Annotated in this window: 10 protein-coding genes; all 10 read left to right on the top strand. The window is 42.6% G+C overall.

What is annotated here, in order from left to right; all coding sequences use genetic code 11:
• Positions 1 to 390 precede the first annotated feature (390 nt).
• The 10 genes from FU659_RS18575 to FU659_RS18530 all read left to right on the top strand — a co-directional run bounded on the left by FU659_RS18575 (position 391) and on the right by FU659_RS18530 (position 20772).
• A complete protein-coding gene (locus FU659_RS18575) occupies positions 391 to 2232 on the top strand; it encodes a hypothetical protein (RefSeq protein ID WP_147948943.1) in 1842 nt (613 codons plus the stop codon).
• 41 nt (positions 2233 to 2273) lie between these two features.
• Complete coding sequence (locus FU659_RS18570) at positions 2274 to 5699, top strand: DUF4350 domain-containing protein (protein ID WP_147948942.1); 3426 nt, start codon at positions 2274 to 2276, stop codon at positions 5697 to 5699.
• Between the two features lie 65 nt (positions 5700 to 5764).
• Entirely contained in the window at positions 5765 to 6997 is a 1233-nt protein-coding gene (locus FU659_RS18565) for a cohesin domain-containing protein (protein ID WP_147948941.1), read from the top strand.
• 69 nt (positions 6998 to 7066) lie between these two features.
• Positions 7067 to 8881 (top strand): cohesin domain-containing protein, encoded by a 1815-nt coding sequence (locus FU659_RS18560; protein ID WP_147948940.1) that lies wholly within the window; start codon positions 7067 to 7069, stop codon positions 8879 to 8881.
• 98 nt (positions 8882 to 8979) lie between these two features.
• Complete coding sequence (locus FU659_RS18555) at positions 8980 to 9570, top strand: S-layer homology domain-containing protein (protein WP_147948939.1); 591 nt, start codon at positions 8980 to 8982, stop codon at positions 9568 to 9570.
• Between the two features lie 480 nt (positions 9571 to 10050).
• Positions 10051 to 14430 carry a CehA/McbA family metallohydrolase gene (locus FU659_RS18550; RefSeq protein ID WP_147948938.1) on the top strand — a complete coding sequence of 1460 codons (4380 nt, stop codon included), beginning with the start codon at positions 10051 to 10053 and terminating at the stop codon, positions 14428 to 14430.
• Positions 14427 to 17738, top strand: a complete 3312-nt coding sequence (locus tag FU659_RS18545) for a DUF4073 domain-containing protein (protein WP_147948937.1) — start codon at positions 14427 to 14429, stop codon at positions 17736 to 17738. The genes FU659_RS18550 and FU659_RS18545 overlap by 4 nt, the downstream gene beginning before the upstream one ends.
• Before the next feature lie 79 nt (positions 17739 to 17817).
• Entirely contained in the window at positions 17818 to 18540 is a 723-nt protein-coding gene (locus FU659_RS18540) for a cohesin domain-containing protein (RefSeq protein ID WP_147948936.1), read from the top strand.
• Between the two features lie 32 nt (positions 18541 to 18572).
• Positions 18573 to 19493 carry an S-layer homology domain-containing protein gene (locus FU659_RS18535; RefSeq protein WP_147948935.1) on the top strand — a complete coding sequence of 307 codons (921 nt, stop codon included), beginning with the start codon at positions 18573 to 18575 and terminating at the stop codon, positions 19491 to 19493.
• Positions 19494 to 19584: 91 nt separating this feature from the next.
• Positions 19585 to 20772: a HupE/UreJ family protein gene (locus FU659_RS18530; RefSeq protein WP_147948934.1), complete on the top strand. Its 1188-nt coding sequence runs from the start codon at positions 19585 to 19587 to the stop codon at positions 20770 to 20772.
• Positions 20773 to 20784: the final 12 nt, after the last annotated feature.

Here is a 20784-nt window from a genome sequence, read left to right as displayed (position 1 = left end):
AAAACTTTACTGATAATAGTCTTAACAATCCCTTAATGCTATGCTAACATACAGTAAACAAATGAAGTTTAAAATGGGATTAAGAAGTTGAAAAATTGTTTACTTCGAAAGAACAATGAATTATATTGATAGTATCAATTGTAAAATCGATCTTTTGCAAATGTTCGAATATTTTACAGTTGTGAGAAGATTTACCTTTTGAAGGGGAAAGCGCTATCATTTGGGTCTTGATTGATGCAATTCTATTGAGGGGGTAGGTTGTAAAATAATACCGTGTAGATTTACACAGCTATCAATAGGCTTTTGGCGAGGCGCGATTGATAGAGGTCATGGCGGCGTTTCTTGTGATGGTTTTTTTGTTGTGCGATTTTATAAAGGAGGTAAGGCCTGATGTTTAAAAAGATAGGGAAGTATAAAAAGTGGTATAGCTTAGCTATGGTTTTTGTTATGCTTTTCACTATGATGGTACCGTTAGCCGCTAACGCTGCTCCAGGAGATACGGTCACTTTAGCTAAATGGGATTTCAATGGTTCGGCGCCAACACCTACCGGTGGAATACTATCGAGTAGCGCCAGCGATGTATCAATTAATGGAGCAATACTATCCACCTATCAAGCCGGTGTAACCGGTGGAGCGGACAAAGCTATCAATGCAAATACCTGGCCGGCAGGTGGCGGGGCTGGCGGTGGATATTGGCTAGCATCATTTGTTACAACGGGTTATTCGAAAATAACACTATCGTCAAAACAATACGGCTCAAGTACTGGTCCCAGAGAATTTAAAGTTCAATATAGTTTAAATGGTACTTCAGGCTGGACCGATGTCCCGAATGGATCATTTAATGTAGCAACTGATTGGACTACAGGGGTGGTAAGTAATCTCCCGTTACCTTCTCAGACCGAAAACCAACCGATGGTTTATATTAGATGGCTTAATACTTCCACAGTTGCCATTAACAGCACAGATGCAGCACCCAAAACAGTGGCAACTACAGGTACAAATAGGATAGACGATATTATTGTCAATGCTACAGAGGGTGTGTTAGCACCAGCAACACCAGCCCCTACTTTAACAGGCTTTACCTGGGCACAAGGTAGTGCAATCGGCTCGACGGCAGCCACTGTTGTTCCAAGCGGAACGCTGAAATATACAGTAGGCGCGGCGGGACAAACACAACCTAATGTTGGTGATACGGTAACATCGAATACTTATGGTCCTACAGTAGGTGTTGACATCCCAGTTACAAGCGGGCAGCACATCTATATTTCTAGAATTGATGCACAAAATAAAGTTACTGATTGGGCTGATATCGCGGTTCAGGATACGAACATTAAACCTGCAACTGCACCAGCAGCTGGGGCATTAACAGGATTTACATGGGCGAAAGGAACAGCGAACGGAACAACACAAGCATCAGTTGTCCCAAGTGGAACGTTGAAATATGTCGTAGGCGCGGCAGGGTCACAAAAGCAGCCGTATGCGGGAGACCCGCCAACTGCTTACACGAATAACCTGACAGCAGCTACGGATATTGCCGTAACAAGCGGTCAGCATATTTTCATCGTAAGAGTGGATACTCAAAGCAAAATAACCGATTGGGTTGATGTAACGGTACAAGATGCCGATATTAAACCAATACCGATGAAAACAGGTAATCCGGTTATCAATAATATCGTGTTCAGTACGTTAACAACTGTTTCAGGTTCGGCTGGTGCAGTAGCAGCCAACTCTACCGTTTCCCTTTATCTGGATGCCAATTCGCCAACTTCAGTAAACACTGTAACGGCTGCAGCAAATGGTTCATTCAGCATGACGTTTACCAATACGGATTCCGTAAAAAAGGTTTATGTTACTGCTAAGGATGGCATCAATAGTGAGAGCGATAAAGTAGCCATCGATTTATTTGCAATTACTAAAATTAAAGACCTTAGAGTTAACGATGCGACTGGACTGAACACGTTAGCGAGCCCTGTCAATCAAAATGTGTTATACACGATTGAAGGCGTGGCTACAATTAAAAACAATGTTATTGGAGCCACGAACAACAATTATTACATTCAAGATGATACGAGCGGGGTTAATATTTACTCGGGTACCGCGCCAGGTTTTCAAATTGATCCAGGCGTAAAAGTTCGTCTTACCGGATATTTGCAAACATACGCCGGATTATTGGAATTTACACCTACAGCAAGCGTTAATTTAGGTACAGCACCTGTACCTGATCCGAAGTAACAGACATTGTTGATTTAACCAGCTATGCGACTGCCGAGCCATTGGAAGGTTTACTTGTTACGATTACAGGTAAAGTGGCGAGCTCTGTCGCATCAGGAGCCAACTATAATGTCACTTTGGTTGACGCCAATAACAAGTCTGTTATTGTTCGTGTCATCACTGCTGCAGCTCCAACACTTGGCGCTGGTATAAATGTGGCTACAGATTTAGTTGTGGGCAGCACATATACCATTACGGGAGTTGTAGGACAAAACAAAACAACAGCACCTTTCACATCCGGCTATCAAGTTTTCCCGAGAAGTAAAGCAGATGTTGTTGGAGTATTAGGTTTTTCTCATGATCCAATCAAGCAAGTGTATAAAGATGTAGATCTTGCTTTTAATGCCATTGCCCAAAATGCTCAGTCAGTTGACTTTTACTACAGAGCCAAGGGAGATTCGAATTATACGAAAGTCCCTATGATTTCAACGGACAATTCGAATTATACGGCTAATCTAGCGAAAGCATCTGTACCGGCAGCTGGATTTGAATATTACATTGAAGCAAAAGCAGGAACACAAGTTCAATCATCCGGAAACTCCATTTCTCCTAACCAAGTTTCTGTGGTTGTGGATACAGAAGGTCCTGCGTATTCAAAAATGATTCCATCCCCAGGACAAAAAACGGAAAGTAAGCTTCCTGACATTTCCGTAAGCTTGTCTGATCCAAGTGGTGTGGATACAAGCTCAGTTATTGTAAAAGTAGATGGTGCAACAATACCATCTCAGCAAGTCACTATTTTAAATAATGAAGTATCCGTTGCACTTCAAACGGATCTTACGATTGGAACCCATACCGTTCAAGTCATCTCGAAGGATATGATAGGTAACGCAAGTGCTGTCTCATGGGATTTTGAAGTCATTATGCCGTTCACAGGCGGGAATCATTATCGCGGAACGACACACAACCATACGAGTATTTCCCATGATGCAGCGGGTGATCCGGAAAAAGCGCTGCAAGAAGCTCAAAAATATAAATATGATTGGTTCGCATTCTCCGACCACTCACATGATATTGACGCAAGTCAAGCTACTTCAGACAATGTGATCAATAAAGGCGGTATGACAGAAAGAACAGGCGGAAGTGATTGGCAGCTTACACAAAAGCTTGCCAAAGACTATACGAAAAACGATAAATTCGTTGTTTTCCCGGCTTTTGAAATGACATCTACAACTTGGGGTCACTCCAATGTGTTCGGTACGTCTAATTTCATTGACCGTGTAGTTAATGGCGGAGCATATCAGAACTTAAACAACTACTATGCATGGGTAATGACTTACGATAATATCGTTGCACAGTTCAATCACCCGGCTATGTCGGCAAACGCTTTTGATAATTTTATTCCGTATGACAAAAATGTGGATAAACTGTTTACCATGCTTGAAGTAGGAAATGGCTCAGGTCACTATGGATATGCGAATGCAGAGGATAAATTCTTTAATGCATTGGATCTTGGATGGCATGTTGCTCCTACCTACGGTGAGGATAACCATGATGCTACTTGGGGGCAAACGATGAAGCGTACAGTCATCGTTGCCAAAGATCTTTCTCAAGAATCATTGTTAGAGTCCATGAAAAACATGCATGTTTATTTTACGGAAGATCCAAACATGACCTTGGACGTTTCGGCAAATGGTTATTATATGGGTTCAATTATTGACAGACAAACACTTGATTTCCATATCACAGGCAGTGATTCACTGGCTGAATCACCAACAAATCCAGACTATAAATTTTTACCGAAAGACTACAAGTCCAACGACAACATTGCCAAAGTAGAAATTATCACGAATGGTGGTAGAGTAGTTAAAACACTGGTTCCAACCACAGATTCTACTTCCTTTACATGGGATACTACAATAAATGTTGTTGGAGCACAGCAATGGTTTGTCGTTAAAGTAACACAAAAAGACGGCGATCATGCCTACTCTTCACCGATCTGGACCAAAGAAGTGAATCCAGATGTACGCTTGAGCGGAATTGAAGTTGTTGGCGATGCCATCACAGGCGGAAGCCCTGCAACGATTAAAGCGCTCGTAAGCAATCTTGGAAAAACAGTTGCAAGCAATTTGAACGTTCATCTTTATTACAATCAAGCAGATGCTGCTCACAAAATTGGTGATTTTACAATCGCTAATTTAGCGGCTAAAACGATGGGATATGCGACGTTTAATTGGAGTAATCCAGTCAGTGGTGATATTACATTTATTGCAGTCGTGGACCCTCCTGCTGGTGATGACACGAAAGATAACACCTTTGAAAAGCCGTTCAAAATCAAGCCTCCGTTAGGCATCACAGTCATGCTTGATGGTGCGCACGGAAACGAGAATTCTTCCGGAGATTCAGGGACGTATAAAGATCAATTCAAAATCATGACTAAGATTTTGCAAACGGAAGGCTACTCATTTATAGAGAATAAAGTTCCGTTTACTGCCGCAGTATTAGCAGGGGTTAAAGTGCTGATGATTTCGCATCCTAAAACAGCTTTAACAACTGCTGAGCAAACCGCGATTGTGGATTTTGTAAAAGCTGGCGGATCCTTGTTGATTACTGGGAAAAGTAACAACAGCACAGATCCAACGATTAATAATCCGCTTTTACAAGCCCTTGGATCAGATATTCGAGTGAATAATGATGGCGTATTTGATGATAGTAAAACAGGTAACTTCTGGGGGGATCCTAAGGTTAGTCCATTTGCTGTAAGGGCTTATCCAGAACCTGTAAATAACTATGTTACAGACATTGTAAGGTCGCTTGATTATTACAGCGGCGCAAGTTTATCTAAAGCTGACGGAACGAAGTTGACGGACAGTGATAAGGTCACACTGTTGATTAAAGGAAATAAAACGACCTATCAAGGCAACCTTAAAGCCGGAGCGGTCACTTACAACACGGATACCAACAGCAATAATGGTGCGCAAATTCCGTTGATCGCATCTGAGAAGGTTGGGCAAGGTCGCGTCATCGTTTCAGGTATGAACGTATTTAACGACAAACAACAAGATGCTACCTTTGAATACAAAGGCAATCCAAGATTTACGTTAAACGTTTATAACTGGTTGGCAGGTCGAGATACGGTAGTTTCCAAAATTGGGGATGTTCGTAATTTACCTGATGAAAAGGATGCAGTAATTGAAGGTACGGTCACTTCCGCGGCGGGTGTATTCTATGACGCTGCGTACATTCAAGATGAGACCGGAGGAATCATGGCATTTAATCAGATTCCGGCAGGTTCGCTTAAATTAGGTGATAAAGTTCGTGTTTATGGGCATACTAAAACGTTCGAAAACAATAAAGAATTGGAGTTTGGCGAATTCCTTGATAGTTTCATTAAGTTGAATAAAACAACAGGAACGCCGATTACGCCAAAACTGGCAAGTACCAAAGATTCTACAAATGAAACCAATCAAGGACTTCTGGTGAAGTAGAAGGTAAAGTTCAATCTGTAGAGGATGGCGGACTTTCCTTTGTACTTGACGACGGCAGCGGGCCGGTGCTTGTATTCACAGACGGTTATATTGCTACCCAATCAGGTCCGACACCGAGTGCAAAAGTAGGAGATACGCTTCAGGCTGTGGGACTTGCAGGTAAGTATTCTGACGGAACTCGAATTCGTGTTCGGGATACCAAAGAGTTGATAGTGACGGAGAAAGGCGATAGCTTAGGCACCGCATTAAAAGGAACGAATAATGTGATCACTGGCGGTTCGTTTGATCTTACTTTTGGATTGACGAATGTCACGAGCAGTCTTTATGCACAGGATATTACATTTACTTATGATCCTGATCTGGTGGAATTTGTTTCCGCCGATTCTGTGAGAAACGGATTCCAGCTTGTTGACAAAAAGGAAAAAGAAGGTGAAATCCGCTTCATTGGTGCAAGCTTCGGAGATACAAATGCTGTTAATTCAAGTGGCGATTTGTTGGTTCTCCATTGGAAAGCCAAAAATAAAGCTGCTCAGACGACATCGATAACCATCTCAAATATGAAAGTATCTAATGGAGAAGTGGGAACGCAAGTAAAGGGTACTTCCTTCAATCTACAGATCCTCATGGCTGCAGATAAGTCGGCCTTGAACGCATTAATGACTAGCACGCAAAATCTGTATAATACAGCAGTAGAAGGCACCAAAATCGGCCAATATCCTGTTGGAACGAAAGCGGTCCTGCTTACAGCCATTAACAATGCCAAAACAGTTTCCGATAATCAAAATGCTACTCAACAGCAGGTGGATGATGCTACAGTGGCACTGAATGCCGCGAAGCAAACATTTACGGACTCTGTTATTAAACCAGTTGACTCAGATAAGTCGGCCTTGAACGCATTAATGACTAGCACGCAAAATCTGTATAATACAGCAGTAGAAGGCACCAAAATCGACCAATATCCTGTTGGGACGAAAGCGGCCCTGCTTGCAGCCATTAACAACGCAAAAATAGTTTCCGATAATGAAATGGCTACTCAACAGCAGGTTGATCAGGCTGTAGTGGTACTGAATGCCGCGAAGCAAACATTTACGGACTCTGTTATTAAGCCGGCACTTGGAGATGTCAATAGAGACGGAGAAATTGATATCGCAGATTTGGGCATTGTAGCGAAGTATTATGGCAAAACGTCCGCAGATCCAAACTGGAATACTTACAAGATTGCAGATGTCAACAATGACGGTAAGGTTGACATTCAAGATCTTGCGATAGTTGCCAGAAAAATTCTTGAATCTAAATAATAACTTAACAATAGGAGGAAGGCAGCAATGCCCTCCTCCTATTGTTTAACAGAAAGGAGAAAATTTACAATGATAAGGATTCATAGATTACTTTCTTATATTCTGATAGCATCGCTGCTGTTATTTTCGCTGCTTCCTCAGTTTGCTTCAGCGAATCCGAATTCTGCTTCCTTCTCCCTAGAAGTTATAAACGACAAACCAATCTCTGTAGGCGATGAGATTAAAGTAGAGGTGAAGGGGATTAACCTTACCGATGTGTTTGCTTATGAAGTGAACCTTGATTTTGATCCTAGTTTGTTAGAATATCAAATTAAAAGTGCAAGTGCCTCTATGTATGGTTTTTCAGTTCCCGTAATCGATGGTTTAACAGATGGACATTTTCAATTTGCCTTTTCGAAAGTTGGACCAGTACCAGGCGTCAATGGGGATCAAAGTTTGTTCACGTTAACGTTTATAGCGAAGGAGTCAGGAACAGCCTCAATTGAAATGAAAGATGTAAAGCTCGTGGATAGCCAATTGAACGCTACCGTACCCGTACAAACGGCAGTGGTTAAGAAATCTATAAATATCGCCAAATCGGTTAAAACTCTTGCTTCTGCAATTACGTCGATTACCGCGCCTCTGAAAGACGGTACGGTTTTAACACTGCCGAGCGTACCGGAAGGTTTCACCTTAGCGATTAAGAGTTCGAGCAATGCAGCTGTTATTTCAAATGATGGAACGATTGTTCCGCCTATACTAGAAACAATGGTAGATTTAGTATTGGAAGTAACAAGAACAGCTGATGGTGCAAAGGCAAGTAGTCCAAGCATTTCGGTCGTAGTGCCTGCGAAAAGCACGACGCAATCGACAACGGCTTCGGATATTGCAAAGGCAATAACAACGATCACCGCACCTGCGAAAGACGGAACAGTGTTAACACTGCCTAAGGTACCGGAAGGATTCACCTTAGCGATTAAGAGTTCAAGTAACACAACTGTTATTGCTACAGACGGAACAATTGTTCCGCCTATAATAGAAACAACGGTAGATCTTGTATTGGAAGTAACGAGAACATCTGATGGTACCAAGGCGAGTAGTTCAAGTATTTCAGTAGTAGTACCTGCGAAAAGCGTAGTTGAATCGACACAGGCTGCGGATATTGCAAAGGCAATTACGTCGATCAAGGAACCTGTCAAAGATGGAACTGTGTTAACGCTGCCGATGGTACCAGAAGGTTTCACCATAGCGATCAAGAGTTCAAGTAACGCAACCGTTATTAAAACAGACGGAATGATAGTTCCGCCAAGTGTAGCAACAACGGTTGATCTCGTTTTGGAAGTGACCAGAACATCCGATAATACGAAAGCGAGCACTGTGAGCATTCAGGTGAAAGTGCCAGCGAAAAGCTACAACGGAGGCTCAGGCACCGAAACTGGCAATGGTTCGTCAGGCAGCAACAACACACCAAGCACAGATAAAGATGGTAACCATATCGTAACGCTTGGAGAAATGAACACGCCGGCGGAAAATGGCAAGGTCATCATTCCTGTTTTAGGAGCCGTGAAACAACTCACGCTTCCTTATAATACAGCCCAACTGCTTGGACAAAATCAACTTGAGATTAAAACGGATAAATTAACCTTAGACATACCTGTTGATTTAATTAAACAATTAACGAGTGGATTATCTGCAGAAGCATTGAAAGACAGCACGATTTCGCTGAAATTTGATCCGCTGTCTGCATCTGAGGCCAAAGCATTGATCACCAAAGAACAAGGTGTGTCCCAGGCGGATATTAAACTTTTTGGTGAAATATACGAATTCAAGCTGTCCGTCACCAATGCAGATGGTTCATCGGCTGCGGTACTCACGAAATTCGACCAGCCGATAACGATCCATTAAAAGTAGATGCTTCGATAAATCCCAAATTAGCCGGCATCTACTATATTGCTGATAGTGGCAAACTTGAATTCATTGGCGGACAATATAGCAATGGTGAAATGGTTGCGCAAATCAGCCACTTCAGTAAGTATGCCGTACTGGAAGTGACGAAGGCCTTCGCTGATGTTCCGAACAGTCATTGGGCAGCAGACGTCATTAAGGTATTGGCTGCTAAACAAATAGTGAATGGAACAAGTGCAACGACGTTTGAACCGGAGCGCAGTGTAACTCGCGCAGAATTCACTTCTTTGCTTGTAAGGGCACTGAAGCTAACCGGAACTGGACAGCTTTCATTTACGGATGTGAAGTCCGATGATTGGTACGCCGAAGCAGTCTCTATTGCTGTAAAAGCGGGTATTGTGAACGGGAAAAGCGACAAAGTATTCGATCCGAATGCACCAATTAACCGTGAGGAAATGGTGACGATGTTGATGCGCGCCTATTCGTCGGTTACCGGCAACCCAGCCAATGGAAATGGAAGTGCTTCGTTTACAGACGAACTGCAGATTTCTTCTTGGGCTGTAGCGTTTGTCAATCAAGCAGCAGCTCTTCATCTTGTGCAAGGTCGCGCAGCTGGAGTATTCGAACCTCAAGGCATTACATCACGCGCAGAAGCAGCTCAAGTCATTTACAATTTATTGAATAAATAATCATCTGTTTTGTTTCAAAACACTTGTTGAAAGTTTAGGTGCCAATCGCATGATTGGCATCTTGACATTTTTGTACGCTGTTAAAAATAAGTATGAACATATGTAAAATTTAAGTAGTTCAAATTTTCAAAATATTAATGAATTGTAAAGGGATTAGGCGGAAAAATCGGTTTACAATCAACTTAATATGTCTTATAGTTAAAATATAATCAAATGTAAAAAATACTTTTTTCAAAAGTTTGAAATTTTTCCAATCATGAGATTATTTAACAAGTAAACGTTCTCAAAGGAGTTGATTTCAACAAAAACAAGCCGCTATCAATAGGCTTTTGGCGAGGCGCTTTGATAGACGGCTATGGCGGCATCTTTTGTCAAGGTTTTTTTCCATGCAAAAGGAGGCCTTCCTAAACTTACCAAATTTCAGTTATTTTTGCAAATGTTTGAATATTCAAAAAAAGAAATTTGTGAGGGGGAAATAGATTGTTACATATCACAGGTAAGAACAAGAAATGGTATAGTCTTGCGCTAACCATTCTTTTGCTGCTAACAATGGTTTTACCGACGAGTTTGATAGTCAATGTGCAACAAGCGCAAGCAGCAGTATCTGGAAAAGCGAACCATGTAGTGATAAGCCAGGTTTTCATCGGTAACGGAAGCAGTATTTATAAAAACAGGTTCGTTGAACTATACAACCCGACCAGTAGTCCAGTAGATGTAAGTACATGGTCGTTGCAGAACACATCAGCGGCTGGAACTTTCTCTACGATAACGAAATTAACAGGTTCGATTCCTGCTTACGGTTATTACCTGATCCAGTGTACAGCTCAAACCAATACAGTGGGTTTGGATCTGCCAACCCCTAATGTTATTGTCACTGGCTCAGTGAATTTTGGTGCTGGTGGTGCAAAACTTGCTATTGCCTCCAAACAGACGGCGATTAGCGGCAGTACGGATGCTGCAGTCGTTGACTTTCTCGGATATGGAGGAAGTGGAACAAATGATTCATGGACTACACCTGCTGACGCTAATACAAGTGTTGCGACAATGTCTTATTTTCGTTTAACCAACACAGGTTTGCAACCAGATGTATCTGGTGATGGGAACGGTTGGGATTCTAAAAACAACAAGAATGATTTTGTTTTAGCATCGCCTAATCCTAGAAACTCCTCCTATCCAGTTGGTCCGAGTACTGTTGATTTGGGAAGCACGACAATTGGTGTGCTTCACACAGTCGATGCTACTGGCTTGGCAACAAATTTAGGGAAATCAGCTACGATTACCGGTGTAGTAACGGCTGAGAACAATGTGCTTGGAACAGAAAGTACCAATTTTTATATGCAGGATTCCAGTGGCGGAATAAATGTCATCGGTTTAAATAAACCTTCTATAACCATTACAAAAGGCCACAAATTACAAATTTCTGGACGTGTTGCATTCACGAAAGGTCAAACGCGATTTATTGCGGACAGCATTACGGACCAAGGAGTTGCCGCAGCGCCTACTCCACAGAACATCCGTATTGTTGATTTAACTTCTTTTAATTCAGCAGAGCCTTTAGAAGGGAATTTAGTTAAATTTTACGGGAAAGTAATGGCTATTAATAAACTAGGCTCGGATTACAATGTAACGGTTGCTGATGATTCAGAAAAAACAGCCATTGTAAAAGTTCTTGGAGTAACCGGAATTGACCCTAATACAACGCTAGCTTTGAATTCATCTTATACATTTACAGGTATAATTGGACAATCACAAATTACCCCTCCTTATACAAGCGGCTATTACTTACAAATCAGAAACGTCGCCGATATTAGAGGAGAACTGGCATTAACGCATACCCCCTTGACGAAAGGTATTCCGGATGTCAATCTTCCCTTTTCGGCAATTGCCAAAAATGCGGATTCTGTAACCTTATATTACAAAGCTGTTAATGATGCAGCGTATAAATCGATTGTTATGGATACAGCTGACGCAATGAATTACAATGGATCGATTCCAGCGGCAAATGTTCCGACTCCGGCATTTGTTTATTATATTGAGGCCAAAGGGGAAGATGGCAAAACCATTGCAGCCGGTCCATATACGGTGGAAGTTGGCGAAGATACGGAAGGACCTACATTCTCGAATGCACTTCCTGCCAAAGGAGATACCATCGAGACCAAACATCCGACAATCTCTGTTTCCATGTTTGATTTAAGCGGTGTGAATGCAGCAACCGCTAAAATAAAAATAGGCGATAAAGATTTCACGAATAAAGCGATTGTGAAAGACGATCAAATCAGGTTGACTTTGACTACAGCGGATGATTTAGATGAAGGTCCTAATCTAGTAACCGTTGAAGCAAAAGATATGGTTGGAAATTTATCAACCTATTCTTGGACATTCACGGTTGCACAAAGGTTCACAGGCGGTAATCATTATCGTGGGACGACACATAATCATACGAATATCTCACATGATGCGACTGGTAGTCCAGAGGATGCTTTGAAGGCCTCGCAGAATAATAATTACGATTTTTTTGCTTTCTCTGACCATTCGCACGATATCGATTCCGCTTTGGTGAATAAAGATACCGTTGATCACAAAGGTATGCCTGAACGTTCAGGTGGATCGGATTGGCAATTAACGAAAGATTTAGCGAAAAAATATACAAAAGACGGAAGTTTTGTCGTATTTCCTGCTTTTGAGATGACTTCAACGACGTGGGGGCACTCCAACGTTTTTGGAACATCGAACTTTATTGATCGCATGGAAGATGGGAGCAAATATCAGAATTTGCAAAATTATTACGCATGGGTTCTGACTTACGATAATATCGTAGCCCAGTTTAATCATCCGGCGATGTCAGCAAATGCTTTCGATAACTTTATTCCATATGACAAGAATGTGGATAAGCTCTTTACAATGCTCGAGGTAGGGAATGGCTCCGGTCATTACGGATATGCGAACGCAGAAGATAAACTGTTCAGCGCGCTTGATTTGGGATGGCATGTAGCGCCTACTTACGGGGAAGACAACCATGATGCCACTTGGGGACAAACGAAAAAACGTACGGTAATCGTGTCAAAAGATCTAACCCAAGAATCTTTGCTTGATTCCATGCGTAAAATGCGCGTTTATTTCAGCGAAGATCCCAATGCTCAATTGGATGTTTCGGCTAGCGGTTGGTACATGGGTTCTACAACTGATACGAAGACGTTACAATTTGACATCAATGTAAGCGATCCTGTCTTAGAAAGCAGCAGTGATCCTAAATACAGCTACTTAAAGACACCGTCTAACGATAACATAGACAAAATCGAAATCGTCAGCAATGGCGGAAGAGTTGTTGATTCAATTAGCCCATCCGGATCGAAGACATCTTTTAATTGGAAGAATACGATCAATGTCGTAGGCGGGCAACAATGGTTTGTTGTACGTGTGACACAAAAAGATGGAGATAGAATTTACTCTGCTCCGATTTGGTCTCCGACTGATGATCTGTATGTGAAGGTTAGCGGCGTGACTGCGTCGGAAGGATCTATTACAGGTGCGGTTCCAACTACTCTTACGGCTAGCATCAGCAATCTTGGTGTTATTAATGTCAACAATCTCAACGCAAGCTTTTACTATGATAGCGTAGAGATGGGGAATAAGATTGGTGAAGCTGTCATTAGCTCGCTTCCTACCAATAAGTCCGCTACAGCTCAAGTGACGTGGGCCAATCCAATTGCAGGGAACCACAAGATTATTGTCGTGCTGACAGCAGGCGACGGAAATAATATTGGAGACAATAAGTTCGAACAGGCGTTTACGATTAAGCCGTCCTTGGGAATCAAGGTATTAATCGATTCTTCGCATCAAAACGAGAATACGACGACAGATACGGGTAAGTATGCGAATAATCTAACCACATTTACCTCAGTGATGCGAAAAGAAGGCTATACATTAGCTGAAAATACGGGAGCAACCCTTACTTCAGCAGCTTTAGCAGGGACTAAGATTCTTATGTTGACCCATCCGGCAACTTCGTATTCAACTGGGGAGATTAATGCTGTCAAAGACTTTATAACTGGTGGCGGATCGGTTTATGTATCCGAAAAAAGCAATGGTACTGCCCTCAATAGTTTACTATCAGGTGTAGGGTCTACCGTATTGTTTAATGGTGATACGATTTATGATGATTCTAGAGCAGGGAATTTCTGGGCTACGATTACAGGCAATGAGTATGCGGTAAGAACTCGCCCGGTTCCTCTAGCCAATTACTTGACAGATTTTGTTTCTGTCATGGATTTTTACAGCGGCACGAGCCTTGCTCGAAATAACCTTGCCGGTGGAAAAGCCGCGCTTGTGGATGGCGGCAATGTTTCCATATTGGTTCGCGGTAATGAATCTACGTTTCAGCAAAGCGCGCCATCAGCAGGTGTTTCCTATAAGGTTGGTTCGGGAAGCGCAGGAGGTTCGCAGATTCCATTGGTAGTCACTGAACAGATCGGCAGTGGTAGACTTTTCATTGCTGGGATGAATATCTTCAATGATAATCAGTTGAAAGTGAGTACGGACCCTAATAATAATGGGGATTTTGCTCTTAACGCGATGAAATGGCTCGGACACCGAGATACGAAGGTTACCACAATCGGCGATGCCCGTAAACTTGCTCCTGATACGGATGTAGTGGTTCAAGGTAAAGTAACTTCCGGGGCAGGGGTGTTTTACGATGCCGTTTATGTACAGGATGAAACCGGCGGAATCATGGCCTTTAGTGAAATTCCGGAAGGTTCTTTGAAAGTCGGAGATACGATTAGGGCTTATGGTCATATCAAAATTTTCGAGAACAATTTGAACTTGAGTTTGACAAATTTGCCAATAGTATTGTTAAAGTGAGCTCGGGTTCACCGATTCAACCGAAATCCGTTTCGACAAAGAATTCGACTATTGATGAAAACTTAGGACTATTGGTAAAAGTATTTGGTCCGGTTACGGCGATTCCTGATGACAGCTCCTACGTTATTAATGATGGTTCTGGAGATGTACTGGTTTTCATTGATGGTTATATTGCCAGTCAAAGCGGAGTACCGATACCAAAGCTTAAAGTTGGAGATAAACTATCTGCGATAGGTCTGTCGGGGGCATTTTCTGAAGGTACTCGGATTCGTGTTCGTGATACCAGGGAATTGATAAAAACCGATGCTCTTATCCCGGTAACTGGCGTACAGCTAAATAAAAATTCAGCTACAGTATCGATAGGTAATCCGGATATTACGCTAGCAGCTACTGTGTTGCCAGCTAATGCAACGATTGCATCGGTGATTTGGTCTTCAAACAATGAAGCAATCGCTAAGGTAACAAACGGTGTTGTATCAATTGTGGGTCTCGGAACAACAACGATTAATGCGGAGACGCTGGATGGAGGCTTCCGAGCTTCTGCCATCATTAATGTAATACCTTTGCAACCTAACGTAAGAGCCGATATTGGCGCTAAAATTATCGTGGGTATCGATACAACCATGGAATATAATATCGATGAGTTGGGTTGGACGCCTTATGTTGCAGCCACTCCTCCCAACTTGAGCGGCGAGCATAATGTTAAGGTACGTGTTAAAGCGACTGGTAGTGTGCTTGCAGGTCAAATTAAGAATTTGTATTTTAGTACAGCTGCACCAGCTTTAACTGGGTTTACCTGGGCATTAGGCAGTGCGCTGGGAACTAAGGCTACAGCAGTGCCTGCGGGTACGCTGAAATATGCAGTTGGTCCAGTGAATTCATTGTATCAACCTGCAGTAGGGGAATTGGCGACGGATTATAACAAAGTTTTAGTTGCTAATGCGGATATCTTCGTAAGTCCGAGCCAGCATATCTACATTGTATCTGTGGATGGAAATAACAAAATTATCGGATGGACCGATGTTGCGGTGACGAATAGCAACATAATCACGCCACCGACTTTGGTGAAATGGGATTTTGAAGACAGTACGACTAATGCTTCAAGTGGTCTGAAAAAAGCTGCGGCTAAGCCTATATCCGTTGTGGGGCCAACAGGTGCATTTAGTTATCCGACAACTAGCGGAAGTAAAGCCGTTAGCACTTCTGGATGGGATGGGTCAGGAGATAGGTACTGGTTGGCATCATTCGATGCATCGGGATATTCCTATATCCAAGTGACTTCGAAACAAACCAGCTCAGGTACCGGACCCAAAGAATTTAAGCTTCAGTATAGTTTGGATGGCACGTCTTGGTCGAACGTTCCTAATGCCGCAATTACAATAACTACTGCGAGCACTTTTGTCAGCTTGGATAACGCGACTTTACCAGCCTCAGCTAATAACCAATCTACTTTGTATGTAAGGTGGCTTTTGGCTTCGAGTAATGCGGTTAACGGTACACTTATAGCAACAACCGGAACAAGCCGACTTGATGATGTTGTCGTTACTGGTATTTTGCTGCGGTCAGCGCCAAATGTGAGCGCAGATGATTTGAATAAGGCTGTAACAGGTATTGATTCAACGATGGAGTACAACATCAATAACGCAGGCTGGATAACTTACAACTCGGCAACTCCACCTGATTTAAATGGCAATTATTCTGTTCAGGTTCGTGTGAGTGCAATGGGAGACGTCTTAGCAGGTCTAAGCAAGACGTTGACATTCACGGCGAATGCACAATCTCCGGCAGCGCCTAATGTAACGGCAGATGATGTGAATAACGTTATCTTAGGTATTGATGCAACGATGGAGTACAGCATTGACAGCGGCATATGGGTGACATATAACGCATCTTCGGCACCTGACTTAAGCGGTAACCACACTGTGCAAGTGCGAGTGAAAGCGAATGGAGCAGTTCCGGCAGGCCAATCGACGACATTAACATTTACTGCGAATGGACAATCTCCTGCAGCTCCTAATGTAACAGCCGACGATGTGAACAACATCATTGTAGGGATTAATTCGACGATGGAGTACAGCATTGATGGTGGGGCTTGGACGGCATATAACGCATCCGCGGCACCGGACCTAAGCGGCAGCCATAGCGTGCAAGTGCGTGTGAAAGCGAATGGAGCGATTCCTGCAGGTCAATCTACGCTGCTTATATTTACGCCGAATGAGATTGCTGTAACAGGCGTGACACTGACTCCAACAACAATTGCTCTTATTGTAGGAGGAACACAAACCATACTCGCGACGGTTGCACCAGTGAATGCGACGAATCAAGCCATCATCTGGACGTCAAATAATCTAAACGTAGCAACCGTAGATAATAATGGTAAAGTTACAGCAGTCGGAGCCGGAACAGCTACAATTACGGCGGCCGCGGCAGATGGCGGCAAAAAGGCAACAAGTGATATAACCGTATCCGGTTCATTAGATTCCGTACGTGCGACATTAACCGGATCCAGCCATGTTATAGCCGGCGGTTCGTTCGATCTAGCATATGGATTATCGAATGTAACAAGCAATGTTTATGCCCAGGATATCACATTCACTTATGATCAGAATCAAGTCGAATTTATTGCTGCTGATTCGGTAAACAATCAATTCCAGATTGTGGATCAACAATTGAAGCCGGGTCAAATTCGTTTCATTGCTGCAAGTTATGGTGCAACCGACATAAGAAATGGTGATTTATTGGTGCTCCACTGGAAAACAAAATCATCGATTACTGAATTGACGAATACAGCAATTAATCTTTCGAATTTAAGGATCACTGAAGGGGATGGCGGAGCGACGAATGTAATCGGAGTTTCACACAGCTTACAGATATTTGCGAGTGTGGATAAGGCGGCATTAAGCGCGGCAATAAAGGATGCTCAGGCGAAGTATGCTTCTGCAGTAGAAGGAACCGTAATTGGTCAATATCCTGCAGGTACGAAAGCCGTATTGCTATTAGCTATTACAAGTGCTCAAGCGGTTTATGACAATCAAGCTGTTGCACAATCAGAAGTTGATCAAGCTGTTGCTGCATTGAATAATGCTGTGCTAACCTTTACTTCTTCTGTCATAAAGCGTGAGCCGGGAGATTTGAATAGCGATGGAGTAATTGATATAGTCGATTTGGCCATTGCAGGAAAATATTATGGTAAAATGTCCACGGATCCTAACTGGGATACCTACAAAATAGCGGATGTTAACAATGACGGTAAGGTAGATATTGTTGATTTAGCGTTCATATCCAGAAAAATTCTTTCTTCCAAGTAACGTTTTTATACTATCATCCTTGACTTTGGGGGATGGCTGATATGCCATCCTCTAAAGCTTTAAAGAGAGGACAATTTAAATGATACATGTACGTAAACTGCTTTCATGTAGTGCGTTAGTGTCGCTGCTCCTATTATTACTGCTTCCACAGTTTGTTTTCGCGGTGAATGAAGCATCGTATACCCTAGAGGTATCCAACGACAAACCTACCGTAGGTGATCAAGTAAGTGTTGTTATTAAGGGAAGCAACCTAATCGATGTGCATGCTTACGATTTATCCATTGCTTATGATGCTAGTCTGCTGAAGTTTAAAGAAAGCGAGAAAGCTAATGATTCCGGTTTTTCGACTTCTACACCGGTTGAACAAGCAGATGGTCACATCAAATTTTTGCATGCTGAATATGGGGAAAAACCGGGTGAAAACGGAACGGTATCTTTGGCCAAATTAACGTTTGAGGTTATGAAAAAAGGATCGTTATCGATTCAACTTGAAAATGTAAAGCTAGTGAATAGTAAAAATGAGAAAACCTTACAAGAGGCAAACGTTAGTAAGACGATTGAGATCAGGAATAAAGCTGTTACGGGACCTGGTGGCGGTGGTGGTCCAGGTCCTATAAACAACAACAACCCGGATCCCGATAAAGATGGGAAATATGTTGTAACATCCGAGGATTTAAATAAACAGGCGCAAATGGTAAAGTATCTATCCCAGTTTCAGCAGATACGAAGCAAATCGCACTTCCTTCCAACGCAGCCCAACTGCTCGGACAAAATCAACTTGAGATTAAAACAGATAAATTAACCATAGACATACCTGTTAATGTAATCAAACAATTGACGAGCCAGCTATCGGCAGAAGCCCTAATAAACAGTTCAATTTCACTGAAATTAGAGCCGCTCTCAGCGTCTGCCGCGAAGGATGCTATCGTCAAAGGACAAAGCGAGGCGCAAGCGGACATTAAGCTCGCCGGTGAAATTTACGATTTCAAGCTGTCGATTACACTTGCGGATGGTTCTACAGGAGCGGTGTTGTCGAAATTCGATCAACCGATGACGCTTCGCTTGAAAGTGGGCGCTTCGGTAAATCCGAAACAAGCCGCAGTTTATTATTTGGCAGATGATGGCAAGCTGGAATACATCGGCGGACAATATGACAACGGCGAAATGGTAGCGCAAATCAGCCACTTCAGTAAGTATGCTGTTCTGGAAGTGACAAAGGGCTTTACCGATGTTCCGAGCGGTCATTGGGCAGCTAATGTCATCAAGGAATTGGCAGCGAAACAAATTGTGAACGGAACGAGCGCAACAACGTTTGAACCAGGACGCAACGTAACTCGCGCAGAATTCACTTCACTGCTCGTAAGAGCGTTGAAGCTTACCGCAACCGGACAGCTTTCATTTACGGATGTGAAGTCAACCGATTGGTATGCGGAAGCAATTGCCATCGCGGTAAAAGCAGGAGTAGTAAACGGTAAGAGCGAAACAGTATTTGATCCAAATGCACAAATTACCCGTGAGGAAATGGTTACAATGATGATGAGGGCTTATGGATCCATTCATGGCAATCAAACATCCGGTAATGCCAGCGCAACGTTTACAGATGAAGCTGAAGTTTCGACTTGGGCAATCTCGTATGTGAATCAAGCGGCTGAACTTCTTTTGGTTCAAGGACGCACAGCGGGTGTGTTCGAGCCGAAGGGCATTACAACACGCGCAGAAGCAGCTCAAGTGATTTACAATTTATTGCTGAAATAAAAGTTTAAGATAAATAAAGAAACAGAATGCCATTCGTAAGAATGGCATTCTCATTCTTAACAACCATTCATTTGTATACTGGGGGAATATCATGTTTTCGTTTAAACCTTTGCTTCGTATCGCATTGTCGTTGCTGCTGTTCTCATTTCTGTTTGTGCTTCCTTTCAAGCAAATGGTTGAAGCTCATGCCTACAGCGCTGCCTATACGACGCTGACAATGACGAAAACGCAAATAGAAATGACATATGCATTAGATGAATTGTCCGTGATCGAATTGGTCGGTGGAGATCTCAACAACAATCATATGATTGAACAGGAAGAATTCGACGCCATGAAAGACAAGATGGAAGCGATGATCAAGGCGAATGTTACCTTGAAGATCAACGATCAACCGAAAGCTTGGACGCAAGTAGAGAGCTTTGTTCTTGATCGTAAAGGCGATGCGACGAAGGTGATTTTAAAAGTATTGTATCCCGCCGCAGCTGAAACGGATGCCATTTCCTTAACGGATAAACTATATGAAAATGATGTGAAAACCAATTATGTCGATTTGCTGACCATTGAGTACGGGCCTCAAAAGAGCACTGCAGCTTTATCCGGAAAAGACCGCAGCTGGCTTATGTTAATGACATCTGATGAGTATGCAACCTTGTACCAAGATATTCAACAAGCGCAAGCTGCGAATCATCATGACCAATCGGCTAGCGATGCAAATAGTACCAATTCGCAATCGACTTCAGGATGGTTGTCATTTTTCAAACTTGGAATGAATCATATTTTATCTGGATACGACCATTTGCTTTTTTTATTTTCTTTGCTTATTGCCAGACAAACATTTAAACAATATGCTACCATGATTACCGCATTTACGGTTGCTCACAGCTTAACATTGACGCTAACCGTGCTGGGGATCATTAATGTGCCAGCCTACATTGTAGAACCTGCCATTGCGCTTAGTATTTGCTATGTGGCTTTGGATAACATGATTCGTAAAAATGTCAGTCACCGCTGGGTGTTGACTTTCTTATTTGGATTGATTCATGGAATGGGATTCGCCGACATTATGAAGGAAATGGTCATTCCCAAAAATGAATTAGCCGTAGATTTGATCAGTTTTAATCTGGGGATCGAAGCGGTGCAAATTTCTATCGTTGCGATATTATTACCGCTGCTGTATTTCTTCCATCGTTGGAAATTATCGAGACGGGCTGTTGTAGCTGCTTCCGGTATCGTGCTTGTATTAGGCGGGATTTGGCTGGTAGAAAGGCTCTTCGCGTAATTATAAATTGGC

This window comes from Paenibacillus sp. N3.4 (genome assembly GCF_008017805.1).
Lineage (GTDB): Bacteria > Bacillota > Bacilli > Paenibacillales > NBRC-103111 > Paenibacillus_E.
The sequence above is the reverse complement of the archived record's forward strand: the minus strand, read 5'-3'. Positions and strand labels throughout refer to the sequence as shown.

Excerpts from the sequence above, each read along its gene's own strand:
- FU659_RS18575 (WP_147948943.1), top strand. The coding sequence starts at position 391 with ATGTTTAAAAAGATAGGGAAGTATAAAAAGTGGTATAGCTTAGCTATG.
- FU659_RS18560 (WP_147948940.1), top strand. The coding sequence starts at position 7,067 with ATGATAAGGATTCATAGATTACTTTCTTATATTCTGATAGCATCGCTG.
- FU659_RS18555 (WP_147948939.1), top strand. The coding sequence starts at position 8,980 with ATGGTTGCGCAAATCAGCCACTTCAGTAAGTATGCCGTACTGGAAGTG.
- FU659_RS18540 (WP_147948936.1), top strand. The coding sequence starts at position 17,818 with ATGATACATGTACGTAAACTGCTTTCATGTAGTGCGTTAGTGTCGCTG.
- FU659_RS18530 (WP_147948934.1), top strand. The coding sequence starts at position 19,585 with ATGTTTTCGTTTAAACCTTTGCTTCGTATCGCATTGTCGTTGCTGCTG.